This window comes from Marinobacter sp. NSM (assembly GCF_052380025.1).
Classification (GTDB): domain Bacteria; phylum Pseudomonadota; class Gammaproteobacteria; order Pseudomonadales; family Oleiphilaceae; genus Marinobacter.
Genome location: NZ_JBQTCK010000002.1, coordinates 670871 through 687035 on the forward strand (window position 1 = coordinate 670871; position 16165 = coordinate 687035).

The following is a 16165-nucleotide window of genomic DNA, read 5'->3' on the forward strand; positions in this document are numbered from 1 at the left end:
TTAATGTTTGAAACGTTTTTTGCCACTTACCTCAGCAGTACCATCCGTTTCCTGTTCCTGCTGGCACCGTTCTTTGTGGTCACCATGTTCCTGGCGCTGACCCGCGGCCTACCGGCGGCGGAGAAGGCGTCGATCATTCGCAGGGCCTGTGTTTCGGCGTTCATTTTGGGTGTGGTGCTGTTCTTTGCCGGGCCGCTGTTGTTCAGCGCCATTGGTATTACCCTGAACTCGTTCCGTATTGGCGCCGGCAGCCTGCTGTTCCTCACCGCCATCAGCCTGGTCACCAGCGGCACCCGCAACCATGCCACCGGCCTGCCGGAAGAAGACCGCGACGATATCGCTGTGGTGCCCCTGGCCATTCCGGTGATGATCGGCCCGGCCACCATCGGTGCCATCATGGTCTACGGTGCTGAACTGAAAGCCGTGCACGAAGTGGCTGGCGGCTTGCTGGGCCTGGTGTCCGGTTTGCTGATTCTGGCGGTGTTGCTGCGGTTGTCGGGCTACCTGGAGAAAGTGCTGGGTAAAACCGGCCTGAACATCATGTCGAAAATCAGTGGCCTGATACTCTCTGCCATGGCGGCGGAAATCGTGCTGACCGGTATCGCCGGCTTTATTGCAAGCACTCAAGGCGCCTGACAGAATCAGGCTTTTGTATCCTCTGCAGGTTTGTTATGCCCGCCAACACCATTGATCACAATCGTACCCGCTACAACTTTGACGGCATCGACTCTGTCTGGTTGTTCGGTTACGGCTCTTTGATCTACAAGGTGGATTTCCCGTTCCTGGAACAGCGGCCGGCATCCATTCGCGGTTGGGCACGCCGGTTCTGGCAGGGGTCCCATGACCATCGTGGTACGCCCGAGGCCCCTGGCCGGGTGGTCACGCTGATCGAGCAACCCGGAGCGGTCTGCCGGGGCATGGCATTCCGGGTATCACCCAATGTTTTCGAGTATCTGGATGTACGGGAAAAGAACGGCTACCTGCGCTTCAGCACCACCATGACCTTTGATGATGGCAGCCATGCCGAGGGCTTGGTGTATATCGCCACCGAGGATAACGAGGCGTTTCTGGGCGAGGCCCCGGAAGCCGACATTGCCGCCCAGATTGCCGCAGCGGTTGGCCCCAGTGGGCCAAATTCCGAATATCTGCTCAGGCTGGCGGAGTCCCTGCGGGCGTTGGGGGATGACTGCCGCCATACCTTTTCAATTGAATCTCACCTCACTCGTTCCGGGCCTGTCGAGGCTTTGGACAGTTAAACGTCAACCCATGTAAAGCTTGTGCAAAACAGGCCGTTGGGCACTGACATCTCCCTTCCTATCATTAATCTGGTGGCAAGGCTTCACGGAATGTTTCCGTTTAGCATGGTGCCAGTCGGTATGGACGGGAGAGTCACTATGAAACGATTTCTGATCAGCAGTACCCTGATTGTCGCCCTGGGCTTTGCCGGTATTGCCCAGGCAGACGGCTACCGTGGTCACGGACATCCGCCGGGTATTCAGAAGCATTTGGATCGGGGCAAGGCGCTGCCACCGGGGCATCAAAAGAAAATGCTGCGGGCCGAGCACCGCCGGTCGTACCATGATCGCCACCGCGACAACCGTTATCGGGATAATCGCCACAAGCATCGGTATGACCGCCGGGACTATGGCAAAAAGCACTCCCATTACCGTTACAAGCCGAAGTACCGCAATGATCACAGTGGCTACCGGTCATCCCTGGGGTACAACGACCGGATGCCGGCAGAGTATCGGGCCGCCCGGATCATTCGTGATACACACATCCTTATTGACCAGACCCGCCGGTAGGTTCGGCAATCAGTCTTTCCGAAGTTGATTCCCGAGTCGCGGGGTTGAAGCCCCGTGCCGGGGAGCGGCGCCGGTGCCGCAGGCCGATCAGTACCAGCGGCACCACAATCATCAGACTGCCGGCCAGGAACCACAGGTCCGGCACCTCGCCAAACCAGATCCAGCCAATGGCAACCGCCCAGATCAGCCCGGTATATTCGGCGCTGGTGACCTGATTGGCATCCACCTGCCGGTAGGCCAGCAATACCGTGATGTTGTACCCCAGGATGAACAGGGCGGAACCGGCAGCGCTGATCAGGATCTGCGGGTTCCAGGCGGCGCCTTCCCAGAACGCCAGGGCGGCTGCGGCCGGCACAATCAGCAGGTAGTTCAGGAACAGCTTGTGGACGGTGGTCTGCTCTTTGGGCAGCTGGCGCACCATTACGGCGTTGATGGCCAGGGCAAAGGCAGAGCCCAAGGCCGCAATCACGGCCCAGTTGAATTCCACCGGGCGCAGGATGACGATGATGCCGGCAAAGCCACTGAAGACGGCGGTGACGCTCAGGGGTGTGAGTTGTTCCCGGAAAAAGAAGGCGGAGAGCACCATCACCAGTATCGGGGCGGCGTAAAACAGGGCGTTGGCGGTGGCCAGCGGCAAGTTGGTGAGAGCGATTACCATGCAGACGATGCCGACCAGGTGGATGTGGGCGCGGATGGCGTGGATTTTCAGGCCGCCGAAGAGGTTCTGGCGGTCGAGTTTGCGGGCCAGGGGGATCAGGAAGGCCAGGGTCAGGAGGCAGCGCAGGAAGGCGAACTGGAAGACGGGGGCGCCGGGTTCCAGCATTTTGATAAATACATCGGAGAGGATGGCCATGGCGTTGCCGATGACCAGCAGCAGAATGGCGCTGTTGACGGTTTTGCCTGACACGTTGGTGCTCCTTTTCCTACCTGAATTCCGCTGGTTTGGTGCAGGAGTGGGTAGGCGGTAGGGCTTCCGAAAACCGCTGCGAGTACATCCATGTACGCTTGCTTTCCGCCATCCGTGGCTACAAGCATTTTCGGAAGCCCTACCGCCTACCCACTCTCGTACCTTGGAAGTGGATTCTAGGCGTGCTTAACTATCCGATAAAATGATCAATATTCCCCATCTATTAGAAAATTCGATAGTGAGCCACAATGAGACTCCCGCCCCTCAAAGCCCTCCCTGTATTCGAAGCCGCTGCCCGGCTTAACAGCTTTTCGGCGGCTGCCGAGGAACTGTCGATCACCCAGAGTGCGGTCAGTCACCAGATCAAACAGCTGGAGACCTACCTGGGCGAGCGGTTGTTCTGGCGTTCCGGACGGAAGGTGACGCTGACGGATGAGGGGCGGCAGTATCTGGATGCGATTGGTACGGCACTGTTGCAGATCGAGCGGGCCAGTGAGCAACTGTTGGGGCATGAGGAGTCGCGGTTGCGGTTGTCGGTGTTCAGTTCGTTTGCGGTGCGCTGGCTGGCGCCGAGGTTGCCGGATTTGCAGCGTTTGCATCCGCAGATTGATCTGGCTCTGGAGATGAGTAGTGAGAATCCGGTGTTGTCGGATCGGGTGGCGGATTGTTTTATTACGATTCACCGGGATTCGCGGGCCTACAGTTACGATCTGCTGTATGAGGAGCGGTTGTTCCCGGTGTGCAGTCAGGATTATTGGCAGCGTATACGGCGGGAGTTGGGGCGGGATACGGAGCCAGAGCGGCGGGATGAGCAGCCGATAGAGCCGGAACAGATGGCCCGGTTTCCGTTGCTGTCGACTCACAGTATTTACGACAGGCAGGGCGGTGACTGGGAGGCCTGGTTTCAGGAGGCCGGTATGAAGCTGCCTGCGTCCAGTCGGCTGCTGCATTCCAGCCATATGCTGTTGTCGCTGGAGGCGGCGCGCTTTCATCAGGGCATCGCGTTGACGAATGACTACATGCTCAGTACCCGCAAGGATTCGGCGGATTTTGTTCGGTTGCCCGCGCATTCGGTGGTGACAGGTGACAAGTTCTACTTTGCCTGGAAGACCAGTCGCCGGCGGGAGCGTGGGATTCAAACGTTGCGGCGGTGGTTGGTGGATGAGGCGATTCGTGGAGGATTGAGGGGCGAGTAATCGCCCCTCAATGATGATCAGTCTTTCGAGGGTCGTTCGACGACTTTGCGTTTGCCTTTGGCGCCCTTGGCCAGGGCTTTCAGGCCATCGGCGTCGAAGGCATCTACCCGGATAACGTCATACAGGGCTGTGAGCGCTTCTTCCATTTTCGGGCACTCGTCCGCCTTGATGATGCCCTGGGCGCAGGCCCAGTCCACCAGTTCCTTGCGTTGGTGGCCCATCAGCAGGGCGATGCCGTCCAGCTCGTCTTCGTCACGGGTGCGGATGGCTTCGTGCAGGCGCTGGCGCATCTCGGCGGTTTCGTTGGCCAGGTTATAGGCATTCAGTACGCGGCCCAGCGGGTCGTCGGGATCCATGTTGATAAAGGTGCCGCGGCTGATGCGTTGGCGCACCGGGGTGTCGTTCACGATGGTCGCGGCCACTTTCGCGCCCAGCTTGTCGTCCGGGCCGTTCAGGCCGGTGGCGCCGAGGGGGAACACCAGCAAACGCAGCGGCCAGCGCAGGGCCGGGACCGGGAAGTTGATGATGGCATCGCGCATGGAATCCTGCAGGTCGTGCAGGCAGGTTTGCAGGCACCATTCCACCAGGTCTCGCTGGTCGTCCGGGTAGCCTTCCTCATGCCATTGCTTGATTACGGCGGTGGCGTAATAGAGCTGGACCAGGCAGTCGGCCATGCGGCCAGACAAGCGCTGGCGGGCTTTCAGGCCGCCGCCGACGGTCAGCAGGGTGACGTCGGTCATTAATGCGAAGGCAGCGGAGAATCGGCCCAGCTGGCGGTAGTATTTCTGGATGTCGCCCTGGCGTGGCGCGGTTTCCAGCCAGCCCTTGCTCAGGCCGAGTACGAACGCCCGCAGGGCATTGCGGGTGGTGTGGGCTAGGTGGCGGTAGAAGATGCCATCGAATTGTTTTGCTGCTTTGTCTTCATCTTCCATGCCCGCGGCTTCGATTTCTTCCACGATAAACGGATGGCAGCGAATGGCGCCCTGGCCGAAGATCATCAGGCTGCGGGTCAGGATGTTGGCGCCTTCCACTGTAATGCCGATGGGCACTGCCTGGTAGGCCCGGGCCAGGAAGTTGCGGGGGCCGGTGATCACGCCCCGGCCAGCGACTACATCCATGGCGTGGTTGATCACCTCCCGCATCAGGTCGGTATTGCGGTACTTCAGTACGGCGGATGGCACGGAAGGCCGTACGCCCCGGTCCAGCATGCCGGCGGTCAGCAGGCGGGCGGCGTCCATCATGTAGGTGTAGCCGGCGATGGGCTCCAGGGCTTCCTGAACGCCTTCAAACTGGCTGATGGTGCGGCCGAACTGTTCCCGGGTATAGGCGTAGGAGCCGGTGGCCAGGCTGGCCAGTTTGCCTGCGCCGGTGCCGAGAGCCGGCAGGGAGATGGAGCGGCCGATAGACAGGCACTCCAGCAGCATTTTCCAGCCTTTGCCCAGCATGTCCTGGCCGCCGATCACCTGCTCCATGGGGATGAATACCTCGGTACCCCAGGTTGGGCCGTTCATGAACACGGTGTTCATCGGCAGGTGGCGGGCGCCGGCATTCACGCCGTCGGTATCCCGCGGCACCAACACACAGGTGACGCCTATGTCGTCGTTGCCGCCCAGCAGTTTGTCCGGATCATAGACCTTGATGGCCAGGCCAATCAGCGTAGCCACCGGGGCCAGTGTGATATAGCGCTTGTTCCAGGTGACCTTCAGGCCGAGCACTTCCTTGCCGTCCCATTCGCCTTTGCAGACGATGCCTTTGTCCGGAATGGCACCGGCGTCGGAGCCGGCTACCGGAGAGGTCAGGGCAAAACAGGGAATCTCCTTACCTTTGGCCAGGCGCGGCAAGTAATGTTGCTTCTGGTCGTCGGTGCCGTAGTGCATCAGCAGCTCACCCGGACCCAGGGAGTTGGGCACCATCACGGTCACCGCCGCAGACACGCTTCGGGTGGAGATCTTCATCACGATTTCGGAGTGGGCGGTGTTGGAGAAGCCCAGGCCGCCGTCTTCCTTGGGAATGACCAGGCCAAAGAAGCCCTTGTCACGGATGAACTTCCAAACTTTGTCCGGCAGGTCGTAGTGTTCGTGGGTGATCTGCCAGTCATCCAGCATCTTGCACAGTTCCTCCACCGGACCGTCGAGAAACGCCTGCTCCTCGCTGGTCAGGTGGGCCGGTGCGGCGTCCAGCAACTTGTTCCATTCCGGTTTGCCGGAAAATAGTTCTCCATCCCAGTCAACGGAGCCTGAATTCAGCGCTTCCTGTTCTGTTGGTGAGAGCTTGGGCAGACGGCTGCGTACCCAACCCAGCAAGGGCCGGCTGAACTTGTCCAGGCGCAGGTCTCCGGGGAGGGTGATCAGCAATGCCAGTGCCAGCAACACACCGCCAATCAGAAAGCTGAGGATGTGCCAGCCGTCATTGGCGACCCCTACAAGGGTGGCAACCGACATCACAATCGCGGCGGTTTTGCCTCCGATGCTGAAATAGATCAGCACCAGGGCACTGATAACAAGAAACAGAACGCTCATGGGCAGACCTCCATATCATTACCAAAACAGGCAGATTTACCTCTAACCATCGGCCAAAGTCCAGACAGTTGCAAGCAAAACGGGCGGTTCAGTAGAGGAGGCGTTAACAGGTTGTGAAATAATTTACAAAATCTTGCAAAAGTAATAAGGCCATTCATTTTGTCAATCTTAAGTCTCTCCACTTAACCAATAACCCGGGAAATTCAGGACATGATTGGCCGGTTGCAGGCGGGCACCGGTGAGGCTTCCGGTGAAATGGAGCGGAGCCGGGAGCTGGCCCGCGTGATGGTAGAAAAGACCGCCGAAGCCGAAACATCCCTGGGGCGGTTTCAGGAAGAAGTGGCGTCGATCAACGACATGAATGCCCAGATCGCCAGTGCCGCGGAAGAACAGAGCTCAGTGGCGGAAGAAGTGAACCGTAAAATCGCGAGAATTCACGACGCCACCATCGAAACGTCCGCCGGATCGGATCAGGTGGCCGGTGCCAGCCGGGATCTTGCTGTACTGGCGGGCCAGCTGCGCTCTAGGGTCAGCGTGTTCCGGTTCAAAGGCTGAGCCCGGCCATCAGTAACGCCAGGGTAGACAGCAGGGTGGCCACATTGGCACCAAGCAGGCGGTTAAGTTCGCCTGTGTTATTCAGGCTGTAAGGTAAGCGCACGCTGATCCAGAGGGCAACCGGCATCGGCAACAGGGCGATCAGTGTGGGGGGCGGTAAAATACCGGTCAGGATGCCGCTTAAAACCAGCAGATAGCTGCCGGCAAGCAGGCCTGCCACCACCTTACTGGCGGTTTCCGGCCCGAGCGTGATAACCAGATGCCGGCGGCCAACCTGCCGGTCGGCATTCGCGTCCGGGATCTGGTTGATTAACAGCAGCTCGCTGACCAGCAGCAGGGTGACGGCCGCGCAGATCAGGGCGGCAGCGTCCAGCTGGGCACCCAGAGCCACCAGGGTGCCCAGTACCATCACCGGGCCAAAGCCAACGCCCGGTGCTAAAAGGCATAACAGCGGCGAACGGGTTATCCAGCGGGTGTAGGTAAGCACCAGTACCACCCCGGCGGCACCCAGAACGAACATGGGCAAACCTCGAAGCCACAGGAAATACACGCCGATGGCGACCACCAACCCCAGGGTGCCGAGCCCTGCCCACAATACCCGCCGCGCTGCGGAGGGGACTTCGGGCAGTGCGCCACTGCCTCCGGAGAAAGGGGTACGCCGGGTGATCAGGTCCAGCCCGGACTGGAAATCGTCATACTCATTGAGCAGGTTGACCGCTGCATGGGCCAGCAAGGCACCCACAAACACCAGTAGGGTGTCGATCAGTGCCGGAGGCTGGCCCTGTTGCCAGGCAACGGCCAGGCCCAGCCCCACGCACAGTGGTGCCAGCAGGAGAAAGTTCGGGCGGGCAGCGCGCACTACCGCAACCGTTTCAGACATCGGTTATTCATCCATGTGGAGTGGTGAGCCGTTCAGATGTAGCCGGCGGAAAACACGAGGCCCAGCACAATGGGCATGACCACCAAACTACCCAGGTTGCTCAATAATACCAGCGATGCCACCGCATGGGGTTCCTGCTGATACTGTTCCGCTACCATGTAGTTCAGCACGGCAGGCGGGAGGGCCGCAAAGACCCACAGGCAGGCCACCTGTAACCCCGGCAGGTCAAGCAGGGCAATCATTGGCCAGGCCAGGAGCAAACCGCTTACCGGGCAGGTAATAGCGCCAATCAGCCCCAGTTTCCAGTCCCGGAAGTCCACATCCAGCATCCGTACCCCCAGGGCAAACAGCATCAGCGGGATGCACACACCACCCAGCATGTTCAGCGTTTCCAGCAGCCAGCCGGGCAGGGCAACGCCGCTGAAGTTAACCGTTAGCCCGGCAATACTGGCGAACACGATCGGTAGCCGTAATCGCCGGATGATTGAGGTGTGAGGGTCCAGCATGTACAGGCCAACCGAAAAGTGCAGCAGCATCTCGACGATGAACAGCACGATCGCGGCCGGCAGGGCCGCCTCGCCGAACGCCAGTACCAGCAGCGGAATCCCCATGTTGCCGGAATTGTTGAACATCATCGGTGGCAGGAAGGTTTTCAGGTTCAGATTCAGCACCCGTGCAACCGGGTACAGCAGGATGCCGGAGCCTAGCACCACCACCGTTGCCGCCAGGGCCAGCCAGCCGTAGTCCTGCAGGGGCGCCTGCTGGTCGGCCAGTACGGCAAACACCAGCATGGGCACGAACAGTTCCATGTTCAGAACATTCAGGCCCTGAATGTCTGGCGTGCGGTAGCGGCCATACAGGGCGCCACAGCCTGCAATCAGGAACACCGGCAGCATGGTAGCTAGGATCTGGCCGATCATGGGGAGAGCTCCGACAAACGTTCGGGACGACAACCGTCAATAAACGGTTAGGTTCGCAAGTATCGGGCGGTTTCGGCAAGCAAAAATTGCCGGGGTTCGACCAAAGCGGGAGACGCCAGCCATGCCAACGGTCACTGTTGGTTGCGGTGGCTGGCCCGGGCCACCACAATAGCTTTCGGTAGCCTTTCAACCTGTCGGGGAGTTCGTTTGTGGCCAGTGCGTTTGATCAGCCTGTTTGCCGTGAAAATACCTGCGCGGTCAAATTTGATGCCCGCCAGGCGGTGTTTGGCCGGGACGATGTCATTCCCGTGTGGGTGGCGGATATGGACTTTGCCGCACCCGAGGCGGTCACCCGCGCTCTGACAGAGCGGGCACAGCACCCGGTTTACGGCTATACCCTGTTTCCTGACAGCCTGTACCAGGCAATGATCGACTGGTTTGCGGAGCGCCATGACTGGCACATTCGCCGGGAGTGGATACTGATGGCGCCGGGGGTGGTGCCATCCCTGAACGCCGCCTGCATGGCCTATGCCGAACCCGGCGAGGGTGTAATTATCCAGCCGCCGGTGTATCCGCCTTTCTTCAGCTCAGTACGTCAGAGCGGTCGTGAAGTGATCGAAAGCCCGTTGGTTCAAGACTCTCAGACCGGGCAGTACCGGATGGATCTGGAGCATCTCGAGCAATGCGCTGCCCGGCCGGACGCCAGGGTGCTGTTGTTGTGTTCCCCCCACAATCCGGTCGGCCGGGTCTGGAAGGAAGCGGAGCTGAACGAGCTTCTTGCAGTTGCCCGGCGCCACAACCTGGTGGTGCTCTCAGACGAGATACATTGCGATCTGACTTATTCGGATGCTACTCCACATACCGTCCTGGGCAGATTGACCGGAAAAGACGATGCGCTGGTCACGGCGGTGGCTCCGAGCAAGAGCTTCAACATGCCGGGTCTTGGTCTGTCTGCTCTGGTGATTGCAGACCCGGAACGGCGCAAGGCTATGAAAGCGGTGTTTGAGTCCATGCACCTGCCCCAGTGCAACCCGTTCAGCATTGCCGGTTTTGAAGCGGGCTATCGTCATGGTGCCGGCTGGCTGGATGAACTGATTAGCTATCTGCAGGCCAATCGGGATTTTGTGGCCAACGCGGTGTCACAGCGATTGCCGGGTATTGAGGTGGCTGCGCCGGAAGGTACGTATCTGATGTGGCTCGACTGCCGCAGCCTGGGGTTGGATGATGCTGGCCTAAAACGATTTTTCGTGCAGGACGCCGGCGTGGGCATGAACCCGGGGTTGTCCTTTGGGCAACCAGGCAGTGGCTTCATGCGACTGAACATCGGCTGCCCCCGATCCGTGTTGGAACAGGTCATTGTCCGGATCGAGGCAGCGCTGGCTGGCTTATAACGCCGGTTGCGACTGGATGGCGCAGTGGTCTTCTACCAGCTTCCAGTGCGGTGGCTCCTTGATACCCGGCATGTCGCCCTTGGTATCCCGGATGGCTTCCCAGATCTTGCCGCCATGGCTCACCTGGCTGCCGACCGAATAACTCTCAGCAAACAGCCATTGTTCCGGGCGCTCGCAGTACTCCGTGTCGCTGTCCGTCTGGGTAACGCCTTCTTCCACGTCAGATGGCTCTATAGGTTGCGGCGGTGGGTTGTCGCCGCCGCAATCGGGTACTGAGTGCAGGCGTTTCCAGTCGAAGGTGATGCCAGGTTCCATACCTTCATGGATTTCACGGGACTCGTACCAGTTGTCGTTGTGAAACACCACAGACCCCGCCGGGTAATAGCGGCTGGGCACCCATTCATGGTCTTCCGGATCACAGGCCTCGGCAGACGCCAATGCAGGCATGCCGAGCGCCAAGATCATCAACAACAGACCATAAATGATACGAGTTCGCCTGATGCTGGTGGTGGCATTCATCATGTGTTTCTCCCGTTTTGTTCCTGACTCTGAAGTGGGTACGTAGCATGTCGGCGCCCGGTTTGCGTGGCCAGTACCAGGCCCGCGAGAATCAGCAGGCCCCCTATCAGATGAAATACGCCGAGCGACTCACCCAGAAACATGCCGGCAAGTATCGATGCGAATACCGGTGTCAGGTACATGAATATGGCGGCCCTGGCCGGGCCGATTGCATGCACGCCGTGATTCCAAAATGCGTAGGCAAGGATACCGGGGAATATGGCGAAATACAGTAGCGGCATGGCCGTATTTCGGGTCAGATCGAAGCCGCCGGCAAAGAAAAACAACTCCATCAGGTAAAACGGCAGGATCACCAGCGTGCCCAGAAGAATTTGGGTGGACAGGAAAGTGAGGGCCGGTAACGGCACCGCCTGCCGCCTGAGCAAAACCGAGAACAGACCCCAGCTGAATACAGCCGCCACCATAATCAGGTCGCCTGGCTGGGCTTGAAGGCCGGTCAGAACCGAGAGCTCGCCTCGGGCCACCACGGTCAGAATGCCGGCGATGGCCAGGGCGATGCCCAGGGCCTGCACCGGCCGGGTGCGGTCGCCCAGAAGAATCCACGCCAGCAGGGCCACGAAAATGGGGATGGTGGCGTTAATCAGGGCAATGTTGGTGGCGGTGGTGGTGATGGCGGCGTAGTACAGCAGCGAGTTGAACGCCGCCACACTGAAGGTGGCCAGCGCCAGCATGGAACCGAGGCGTGCGCGGATGACCCGGCGATGATGCCACATGCCTGGAAGCCCGAAGGGCATCAGGATGGCGAGGGCAATCACCCAACGCCAGAATGACATGGACAGGGGCGGTATATGCTCAACCGTGCCCCGAGCCACCACGGCATTGCCGGCCCAGAACAGCGGTGTAAGCACCAGGCCCACATAGGCCAGGCCGGGAATTCGGGACACAATGCCGGAGTTTTCCGAAGACAAATGGGCTCCTGTGGATCAGATGCTGTCGAGTAAAACCCCTAGCATACTACTCTCCCGGCACTTCTGCCTCCGTACCAATGTGGTAGGCGGCAAAGCCGGCCATCACCACCTGATCCACCGCCATGCCGATGATCCGGCCGTTGGAGGTGGAACGTATCGGGTGTTGCTCATTGGTAATTGGGTCCGCCACATAACCTAGTACCTCGCCTTCGGATACGTTGGCACCCAGATCAATTTCGCTGAACAGAATGCCGCCATGCTCGGCGCGCACCCAGGTGGAATTGTAATAGACCGGTTCCGGATCGCCCCAGACAAACATCCTTGAAATCATGCTGTGTTTTTCCAGCAGGCTATTCAGGCTGTTCACCCCGGCTTCAATCTGATGTTCCTGAATCCGCAACGACTCCCCGGCTTCCATGGTCACGGCACGGATACCTGCCTGCACGGCTGCCGTGCGCAGCATGCCCGGGGAGCCGGAGCTGTGCACCACCGCCATGCGGTCAAACCCACGGGTGAATTCCGCCACGTCTGGATTGTTCATGTCGGCCCGCAGCTGGGGCAGGTTGGTGCGCTTGAGGGAACCGGTGTGAATGTCCACCAGCATGTCGCAGTGCCGAATAACATTCTCAAACAACGAGTAGGCCACCCGGTCGGCAAGGTTGCCGTCCTTGCGGCCCGGGAAAAAGCGGTTCAGATCCCGACGGTCCGGCAGGTACCGGCTGCCCTGCTGGAAGCCGGTGAGATTGACGATCGGCACACCGATCACCCGACCGCTGAGCTTCTCGGGGTTCAGGTCGTACATGGTGCGGCGAATAATCTCGATGCCGTTAAGCTCATCGCCATGTAAGGCGCCAGTCAGGCACAGGGTTGGCCCAGCATTCACGCCGTTGACCACCAGAACAGGGGTAATTTGTGACAGGCCGGCAATCTGGATCTGGGGGGACCAGGCCAGCCGCGTCGAGGTGCCGGGCAGCACTTCCTTGCCAAGCAGGGTGAAACTTTCGGCCGGCCGGGGTTCTACCGGCGCGTCGGCCTCGTCTTCAGGGGCAGACGTTTCCCCTTGTGCAGTATCCTGAACTACCTGAAGTTCCTCTGCAGACAGTTCCGCCCCCGGCAGGGTTTCCGGTTCCGGCTCGGGTTCCGGCAGCGGGGCCACCTCTTTCAGGTCGATATTGGGGGCAATCTTGCGGGTAACGGGCACCACCACGGTGTTGACCTTTTGTGTCTGCTGGTCGGTGTCTGGCGCCGATGGTTCCTGTTCGTCGTCGCTGGCGTCGCTATCTTCGCCTGGACTGCGGCGGGGTTCAGAGCGCACCACATCCTCAACGTTTTCATCCTCTGCGAGTTGGGCCACCAGCACAGACGAATCGTTGGTGTCGGCCAAGGTGACCATTGGCAGGGTGGCAGCGAAAAGCCAGATCGGAAAATGTCGGATTGTGGAGTGTCTGGGCCTTTGAAACAGCATAAGTCCTCGAGTACCTGTCCAGTGGCCCCAAGGATAGGGCCCTGTATGGTTCATGAATACCGCTGTGACAGAGGTTTAATGCCACTTTCATGATCACGGGCCCATCTGTAATGGCCCGATGTGGTTGAATGTAATAACACTGCTATCTTTCAGAGATATGACTGTTATACGTGCCACGAGGATAGAACTAAATGGACCTTTTGCGAATTCTGGTTGCGATTCTGTTACCGCCATTAGGTGTTTTTTTACAGGTGGGGCTGGGCAAGCATTTCTGGATCAACATACTGTTGACCATCCTGGGCTACATTCCTGGCATCGTGCACGCGGTGTGGATCATCGCCAAGAAGTAGCCCGGTATCCGGCTTAGTGAGTATGCCAGAGGTTGTCTGACTGATAGGCCCGGTGTTCCGCCTCAAGTTTGAGGAGGTGCGCCAGGGCTGATCGCGCAGCCAGTCCATGGATGGCCGCGGGCACGTCGTCGTAGGCTTTCGCAGTAAGGTCTTTCAGCGAAACCGGTGCCAGGGCTTCCAGTGCCCGGAAGATCTTGTGCTCCCGCGATAACCGATGGGTGATCAGGTAATCAATCACCGCCTCCGGTTGCCCCATCAGAAAGCCGTGGGCGGGCGCGATAAAGCGCACAGGCTCCTCCAATAGCTCGTACAGGGATTCCACATAGGCCTTCATGTCGCCGTCCGGCGGATTAATCACCACCGTCGACCCCTGCATGATGTGATCGCCTGAGAACAGCAGCTCCTGGTCCGTCAGCAGGTAACACAGATGGTTCGAGGCGTGTCCGGGTGTGTGGATCACCTTCAGGATGCCCGCTTCACTGACAATCAGGTCGCCATGCTCCGGCTCATCGTCCGCCTTGAAGGACTTGTCCTGCCCGGCGCCTTCCGGGGCCGGCCAGCCAAACACCCGGCATCCCGTTCGCTCCTTCAGCACCGACACTGCCGGTGAGTGGTCCAGGTGGGTATGGGTCACCAGCACCTGATCCACTACCCCGCCGGTTACGTCCAGGATCGCGTCAATATGGGCGTCATTGGCCGGCCCGGGATCAATCACCGTAAACCGCTCAAAGCCCAGAATATAGGTATTCGTGCCCGGCCCGGTCATCATCCCCGGGTTCGGGGCCGTCAACCGCATCACACCGGCTGCCACCTCCACTGGTTGCCCCGGCACGATTTCCGCCCAGGTAGTGCCTTCCCCCTCCGGGTCCAGCTTCACTGCCTCATCGTAAGCCGGCGCGTTGGGTTCCAGCATCACCGGCTTACCCTTGCGAAGCGCCGGCCAGGGATCGGTCGGGAACGCCTCCGGCGGATTGGCGTGGGCATAGCGCATCAACTCGGCGGTGGAACTGAAATCACACAACACCCGCAAGGTACGGATCGTCGGCAACCCCAACAACCGCTGCCCCGCCCGATGCTCCTCCAACGCCTGCGCCGGTGAAATCCACACATGATCAATCGTCTCCTGACCATCGTGCCCGGCCACCTGGCCTTCCGGCGCCACTGCCACAAAAAACCGCGTATCAAACCGCCGAGGCGGCCCCGGCGGCGTCACCCAATGGCTCAAATACGCCAACCGATCCAGGGGCACCACCAGCCCATGCTTCTCACACAACTGCGCCAGCGACACCTCATCCCGGAACAATGCTTCACGCTCACCAAGAACCGGATGATCCGCCCTGATGAGCTGACCGCTGCCGTCCTGAGCCACCAGAATCCCCGCCTCCTCAAAGCATTCCCGTACTGCAGCCAGCATATAGTCGGCACCGCCTTCGTCCAGACTCATGGTCTGACTGATATCCCCGTCTTCAACACCCACGGCGTGCGGCTGCGCCTCCGACTCCTGCTCGTTCACCGCTCCGCCGGGGAACACATAGTAACCGGGCAGGAAAATGGCCTCCCAGGTGCGTTGCAGCAGAAGCACTTCAATGCCGTTTTCGGTATCGCGGGTAAGAACCAGAGTGGCAGCCGGGCGAATATCCATAAGTAACTCTTATTATGACGTTTTATTGGGTGCACGCAGGAAGTCTGGGCGGGGCTTGGGGCTGGGCTTTCCAGAACTGTGCGGAGCCATGGATGGCGGAGCCCAAGCGTCACAAGGATGTGCCGAAGGAGCGTGTTCTGGAAAGCCCAGCCCCAAGCGCCGCTTACTCCGAAACAAAAAGCGCAGGAACTAGAAGCAAGATACCCGATAGCAACACAAGATGAGAAGTCACAACTGAAAGCGTATCATCCGGCCCAGACCAAACTTGAACTCGATCAGGACACCCCCGTGGCAAGAATCAAACTCGAATTCCCGGACAACGCCTTCAGCTTCGAAACCCGAATGCCCGTCAGAATCACCGACATCAACGGCGCCAACCACCTCGGCAACGACGCCCTGATCTCCATGCTCTCCGAGGCCCGCGCCCAATTCCTGGTCGAACACGGCATCGAAGAAGCCGACCAGAACGGCACTGGCATTATCGTCACCGACCTGGCCACCATGTACCAGGGCGAATCCTTCTACCCGGACATGCTCCGCTTCGAAGTGGGCCTGATGGATTTCAACAAATACGGCGGCGATTTCGTGTTCCGGGTTACCAAAGCCGACACCGGCCAATCGGTGGCTATGGCCAAGTACGGCTTCGTATTCTTCAACTACAAAACCCGGGAAGTCACCCCCATGCCCGAGAGCTTCCGGTCCAGGTTTGCCGGCTAACGGTCCGGGTAATTCCGGCTTGGGCCGCCCTTATCCACACCCCGGAACAGGGCGGCCTTCGCCATCATATGGGCGCTGACTGGCGCAGTCACAAACAGGAAAACGGTCACAATCGCCTCATGCACAGAAAGCGCGCCGCGCTGGAAACTGAAAAACAGCAACGAGCCGATCAGCAAACAGCCCAGTCCAAGGGTGCTGGCCTTGGTGGGCCCATGCAGCCGCATAAAGAAATCCCGCAAGCGGGCCAGGCCAACAGAGCCAATCAGCGCAAACAAGGCGCCGGCCACCAGGAACAGCGAAATCACCAATTCAAGAACGAACGGCATGGTTG

17 protein-coding genes are annotated in these 16165 nt (G+C 59.6%); 8 read left to right on the forward strand and 9 right to left on the reverse strand.

All coding sequences use genetic code 11. The features are described 5' to 3' along the window. Positions 1 to 3 precede the first annotated feature (3 nt). The 3 genes from ACTZWX_RS07150 (at position 4) to ACTZWX_RS07160 (ending at position 1805) form a co-directional block, all read left to right on the forward strand. The gene (locus tag ACTZWX_RS07150) at positions 4 to 636 is read left to right on the forward strand and encodes a MarC family protein (protein WP_058090830.1); all 633 of its coding nucleotides are present in this window, start codon (positions 4 to 6) and stop codon (positions 634 to 636) included. A 35-nt stretch (positions 637 to 671) separates the two neighbouring features. After that, positions 672 to 1256, forward strand: coding sequence for a gamma-glutamylcyclotransferase (locus ACTZWX_RS07155; protein WP_072675945.1), 585 nt, complete (start codon positions 672 to 674; stop codon positions 1254 to 1256). 138 nt (positions 1257 to 1394) lie between these two features. Beyond that, positions 1395 to 1805, forward strand: a complete 411-nt coding sequence (locus tag ACTZWX_RS07160; protein ID WP_444713324.1) for a hypothetical protein — start codon at positions 1395 to 1397, stop codon at positions 1803 to 1805. Here ACTZWX_RS07160 and ACTZWX_RS07165 read toward each other — a convergent pair. Further along, on the reverse strand, positions 1783 to 2712 hold the full coding sequence (locus tag ACTZWX_RS07165; protein WP_444713325.1) for a DMT family transporter: 930 nt from the start codon (positions 2710 to 2712) through the stop codon (positions 1783 to 1785). The genes ACTZWX_RS07160 and ACTZWX_RS07165 overlap by 23 nt on opposite strands. A gap of 248 nt (positions 2713 to 2960) precedes the next feature. Here ACTZWX_RS07165 and ACTZWX_RS07170 point away from each other — a divergent pair, with 248 nt between their 5' ends. Beyond that, entirely contained in the window at positions 2961 to 3908 is a 948-nt protein-coding gene (locus ACTZWX_RS07170; protein WP_444713326.1) for a LysR family transcriptional regulator, read from the forward strand. Positions 3909 to 3925: 17 nt separating this feature from the next. Here ACTZWX_RS07170 and ACTZWX_RS07175 read toward each other — a convergent pair whose 3' ends face one another. Further along, positions 3926 to 6427, reverse strand: coding sequence for an acyl-CoA dehydrogenase (locus ACTZWX_RS07175; protein WP_444713327.1), 2502 nt, complete (start codon positions 6425 to 6427; stop codon positions 3926 to 3928). 210 nt (positions 6428 to 6637) lie between these two features. Here ACTZWX_RS07175 and ACTZWX_RS07180 point away from each other — a divergent pair, with 210 nt between their 5' ends. Further along, positions 6638 to 6982 carry a hypothetical protein gene (locus tag ACTZWX_RS07180; protein ID WP_444713328.1) on the forward strand — a complete coding sequence of 115 codons (345 nt, stop codon included), beginning with the start codon at positions 6638 to 6640 and terminating at the stop codon, positions 6980 to 6982. Here the strand turns inward: ACTZWX_RS07180 and ACTZWX_RS07185 are convergent. Beyond that, entirely contained in the window at positions 6972 to 7862 is an 891-nt protein-coding gene (locus ACTZWX_RS07185) for a prenyltransferase (RefSeq protein ID WP_444713329.1), read from the reverse strand. The genes ACTZWX_RS07180 and ACTZWX_RS07185 overlap by 11 nt on opposite strands. A 32-nt stretch (positions 7863 to 7894) precedes the next feature. After that, positions 7895 to 8782 (reverse strand): AEC family transporter, encoded by an 888-nt coding sequence (locus ACTZWX_RS07190; RefSeq protein WP_444713330.1) that lies wholly within the window; start codon positions 8780 to 8782, stop codon positions 7895 to 7897. Between the two features lie 209 nt (positions 8783 to 8991). Here ACTZWX_RS07190 and ACTZWX_RS07195 point away from each other — a divergent pair, with 209 nt between their 5' ends. Next, on the forward strand, positions 8992 to 10173 hold the full coding sequence (locus ACTZWX_RS07195) for a MalY/PatB family protein (RefSeq protein ID WP_444713331.1): 1182 nt from the start codon (positions 8992 to 8994) through the stop codon (positions 10171 to 10173). Here the strand turns inward: ACTZWX_RS07195 and ACTZWX_RS07200 are convergent. From ACTZWX_RS07200 to ACTZWX_RS07210, 3 genes are read right to left on the reverse strand one after another with little or no spacing between them, the layout of a single operon-like run. Beyond that, a complete protein-coding gene (locus ACTZWX_RS07200; RefSeq protein WP_444713332.1) occupies positions 10168 to 10695 on the reverse strand; it encodes a carbohydrate-binding protein in 528 nt (175 codons plus the stop codon). The genes ACTZWX_RS07195 and ACTZWX_RS07200 overlap by 6 nt on opposite strands. Continuing rightward, positions 10692 to 11660 carry a DMT family transporter gene (locus ACTZWX_RS07205; protein ID WP_444713333.1) on the reverse strand — a complete coding sequence of 323 codons (969 nt, stop codon included), beginning with the start codon at positions 11658 to 11660 and terminating at the stop codon, positions 10692 to 10694. Before ACTZWX_RS07205 ends, ACTZWX_RS07200 begins: the two co-directional genes overlap by 4 nt. Before the next feature lie 46 nt (positions 11661 to 11706). Then, positions 11707 to 13125 (reverse strand): succinylglutamate desuccinylase/aspartoacylase family protein, encoded by a 1419-nt coding sequence (locus tag ACTZWX_RS07210; protein ID WP_444713334.1) that lies wholly within the window; start codon positions 13123 to 13125, stop codon positions 11707 to 11709. A gap of 191 nt (positions 13126 to 13316) precedes the next feature. Between ACTZWX_RS07210 and ACTZWX_RS07215 the strand changes: the two genes are divergently transcribed. Continuing rightward, positions 13317 to 13475: a YqaE/Pmp3 family membrane protein gene (locus ACTZWX_RS07215; protein WP_068351496.1), complete on the forward strand. Its 159-nt coding sequence runs from the start codon at positions 13317 to 13319 to the stop codon at positions 13473 to 13475. Between the two features lie 13 nt (positions 13476 to 13488). On the opposite strand, the gene ACTZWX_RS07220 is transcribed toward ACTZWX_RS07215, so the two are convergent. Next, positions 13489 to 15117 carry an MBL fold metallo-hydrolase gene (locus tag ACTZWX_RS07220; RefSeq protein ID WP_444713335.1) on the reverse strand — a complete coding sequence of 543 codons (1629 nt, stop codon included), beginning with the start codon at positions 15115 to 15117 and terminating at the stop codon, positions 13489 to 13491. 288 nt (positions 15118 to 15405) lie between these two features. Between ACTZWX_RS07220 and ACTZWX_RS07225 the strand changes: the two genes are divergently transcribed. Further along, positions 15406 to 15834 carry a thioesterase family protein gene (locus ACTZWX_RS07225; RefSeq protein ID WP_444713336.1) on the forward strand — a complete coding sequence of 143 codons (429 nt, stop codon included), beginning with the start codon at positions 15406 to 15408 and terminating at the stop codon, positions 15832 to 15834. Here the strand turns inward: ACTZWX_RS07225 and ACTZWX_RS07230 are convergent. Next, positions 15831 to 16160, reverse strand: a complete 330-nt coding sequence (locus ACTZWX_RS07230; protein WP_072678092.1) for a Na+/H+ antiporter subunit G — start codon at positions 16158 to 16160, stop codon at positions 15831 to 15833. The two genes, ACTZWX_RS07225 and ACTZWX_RS07230, sit on opposite strands and share 4 nt — an antisense overlap. Positions 16161 to 16165: the final 5 nt, after the last annotated feature.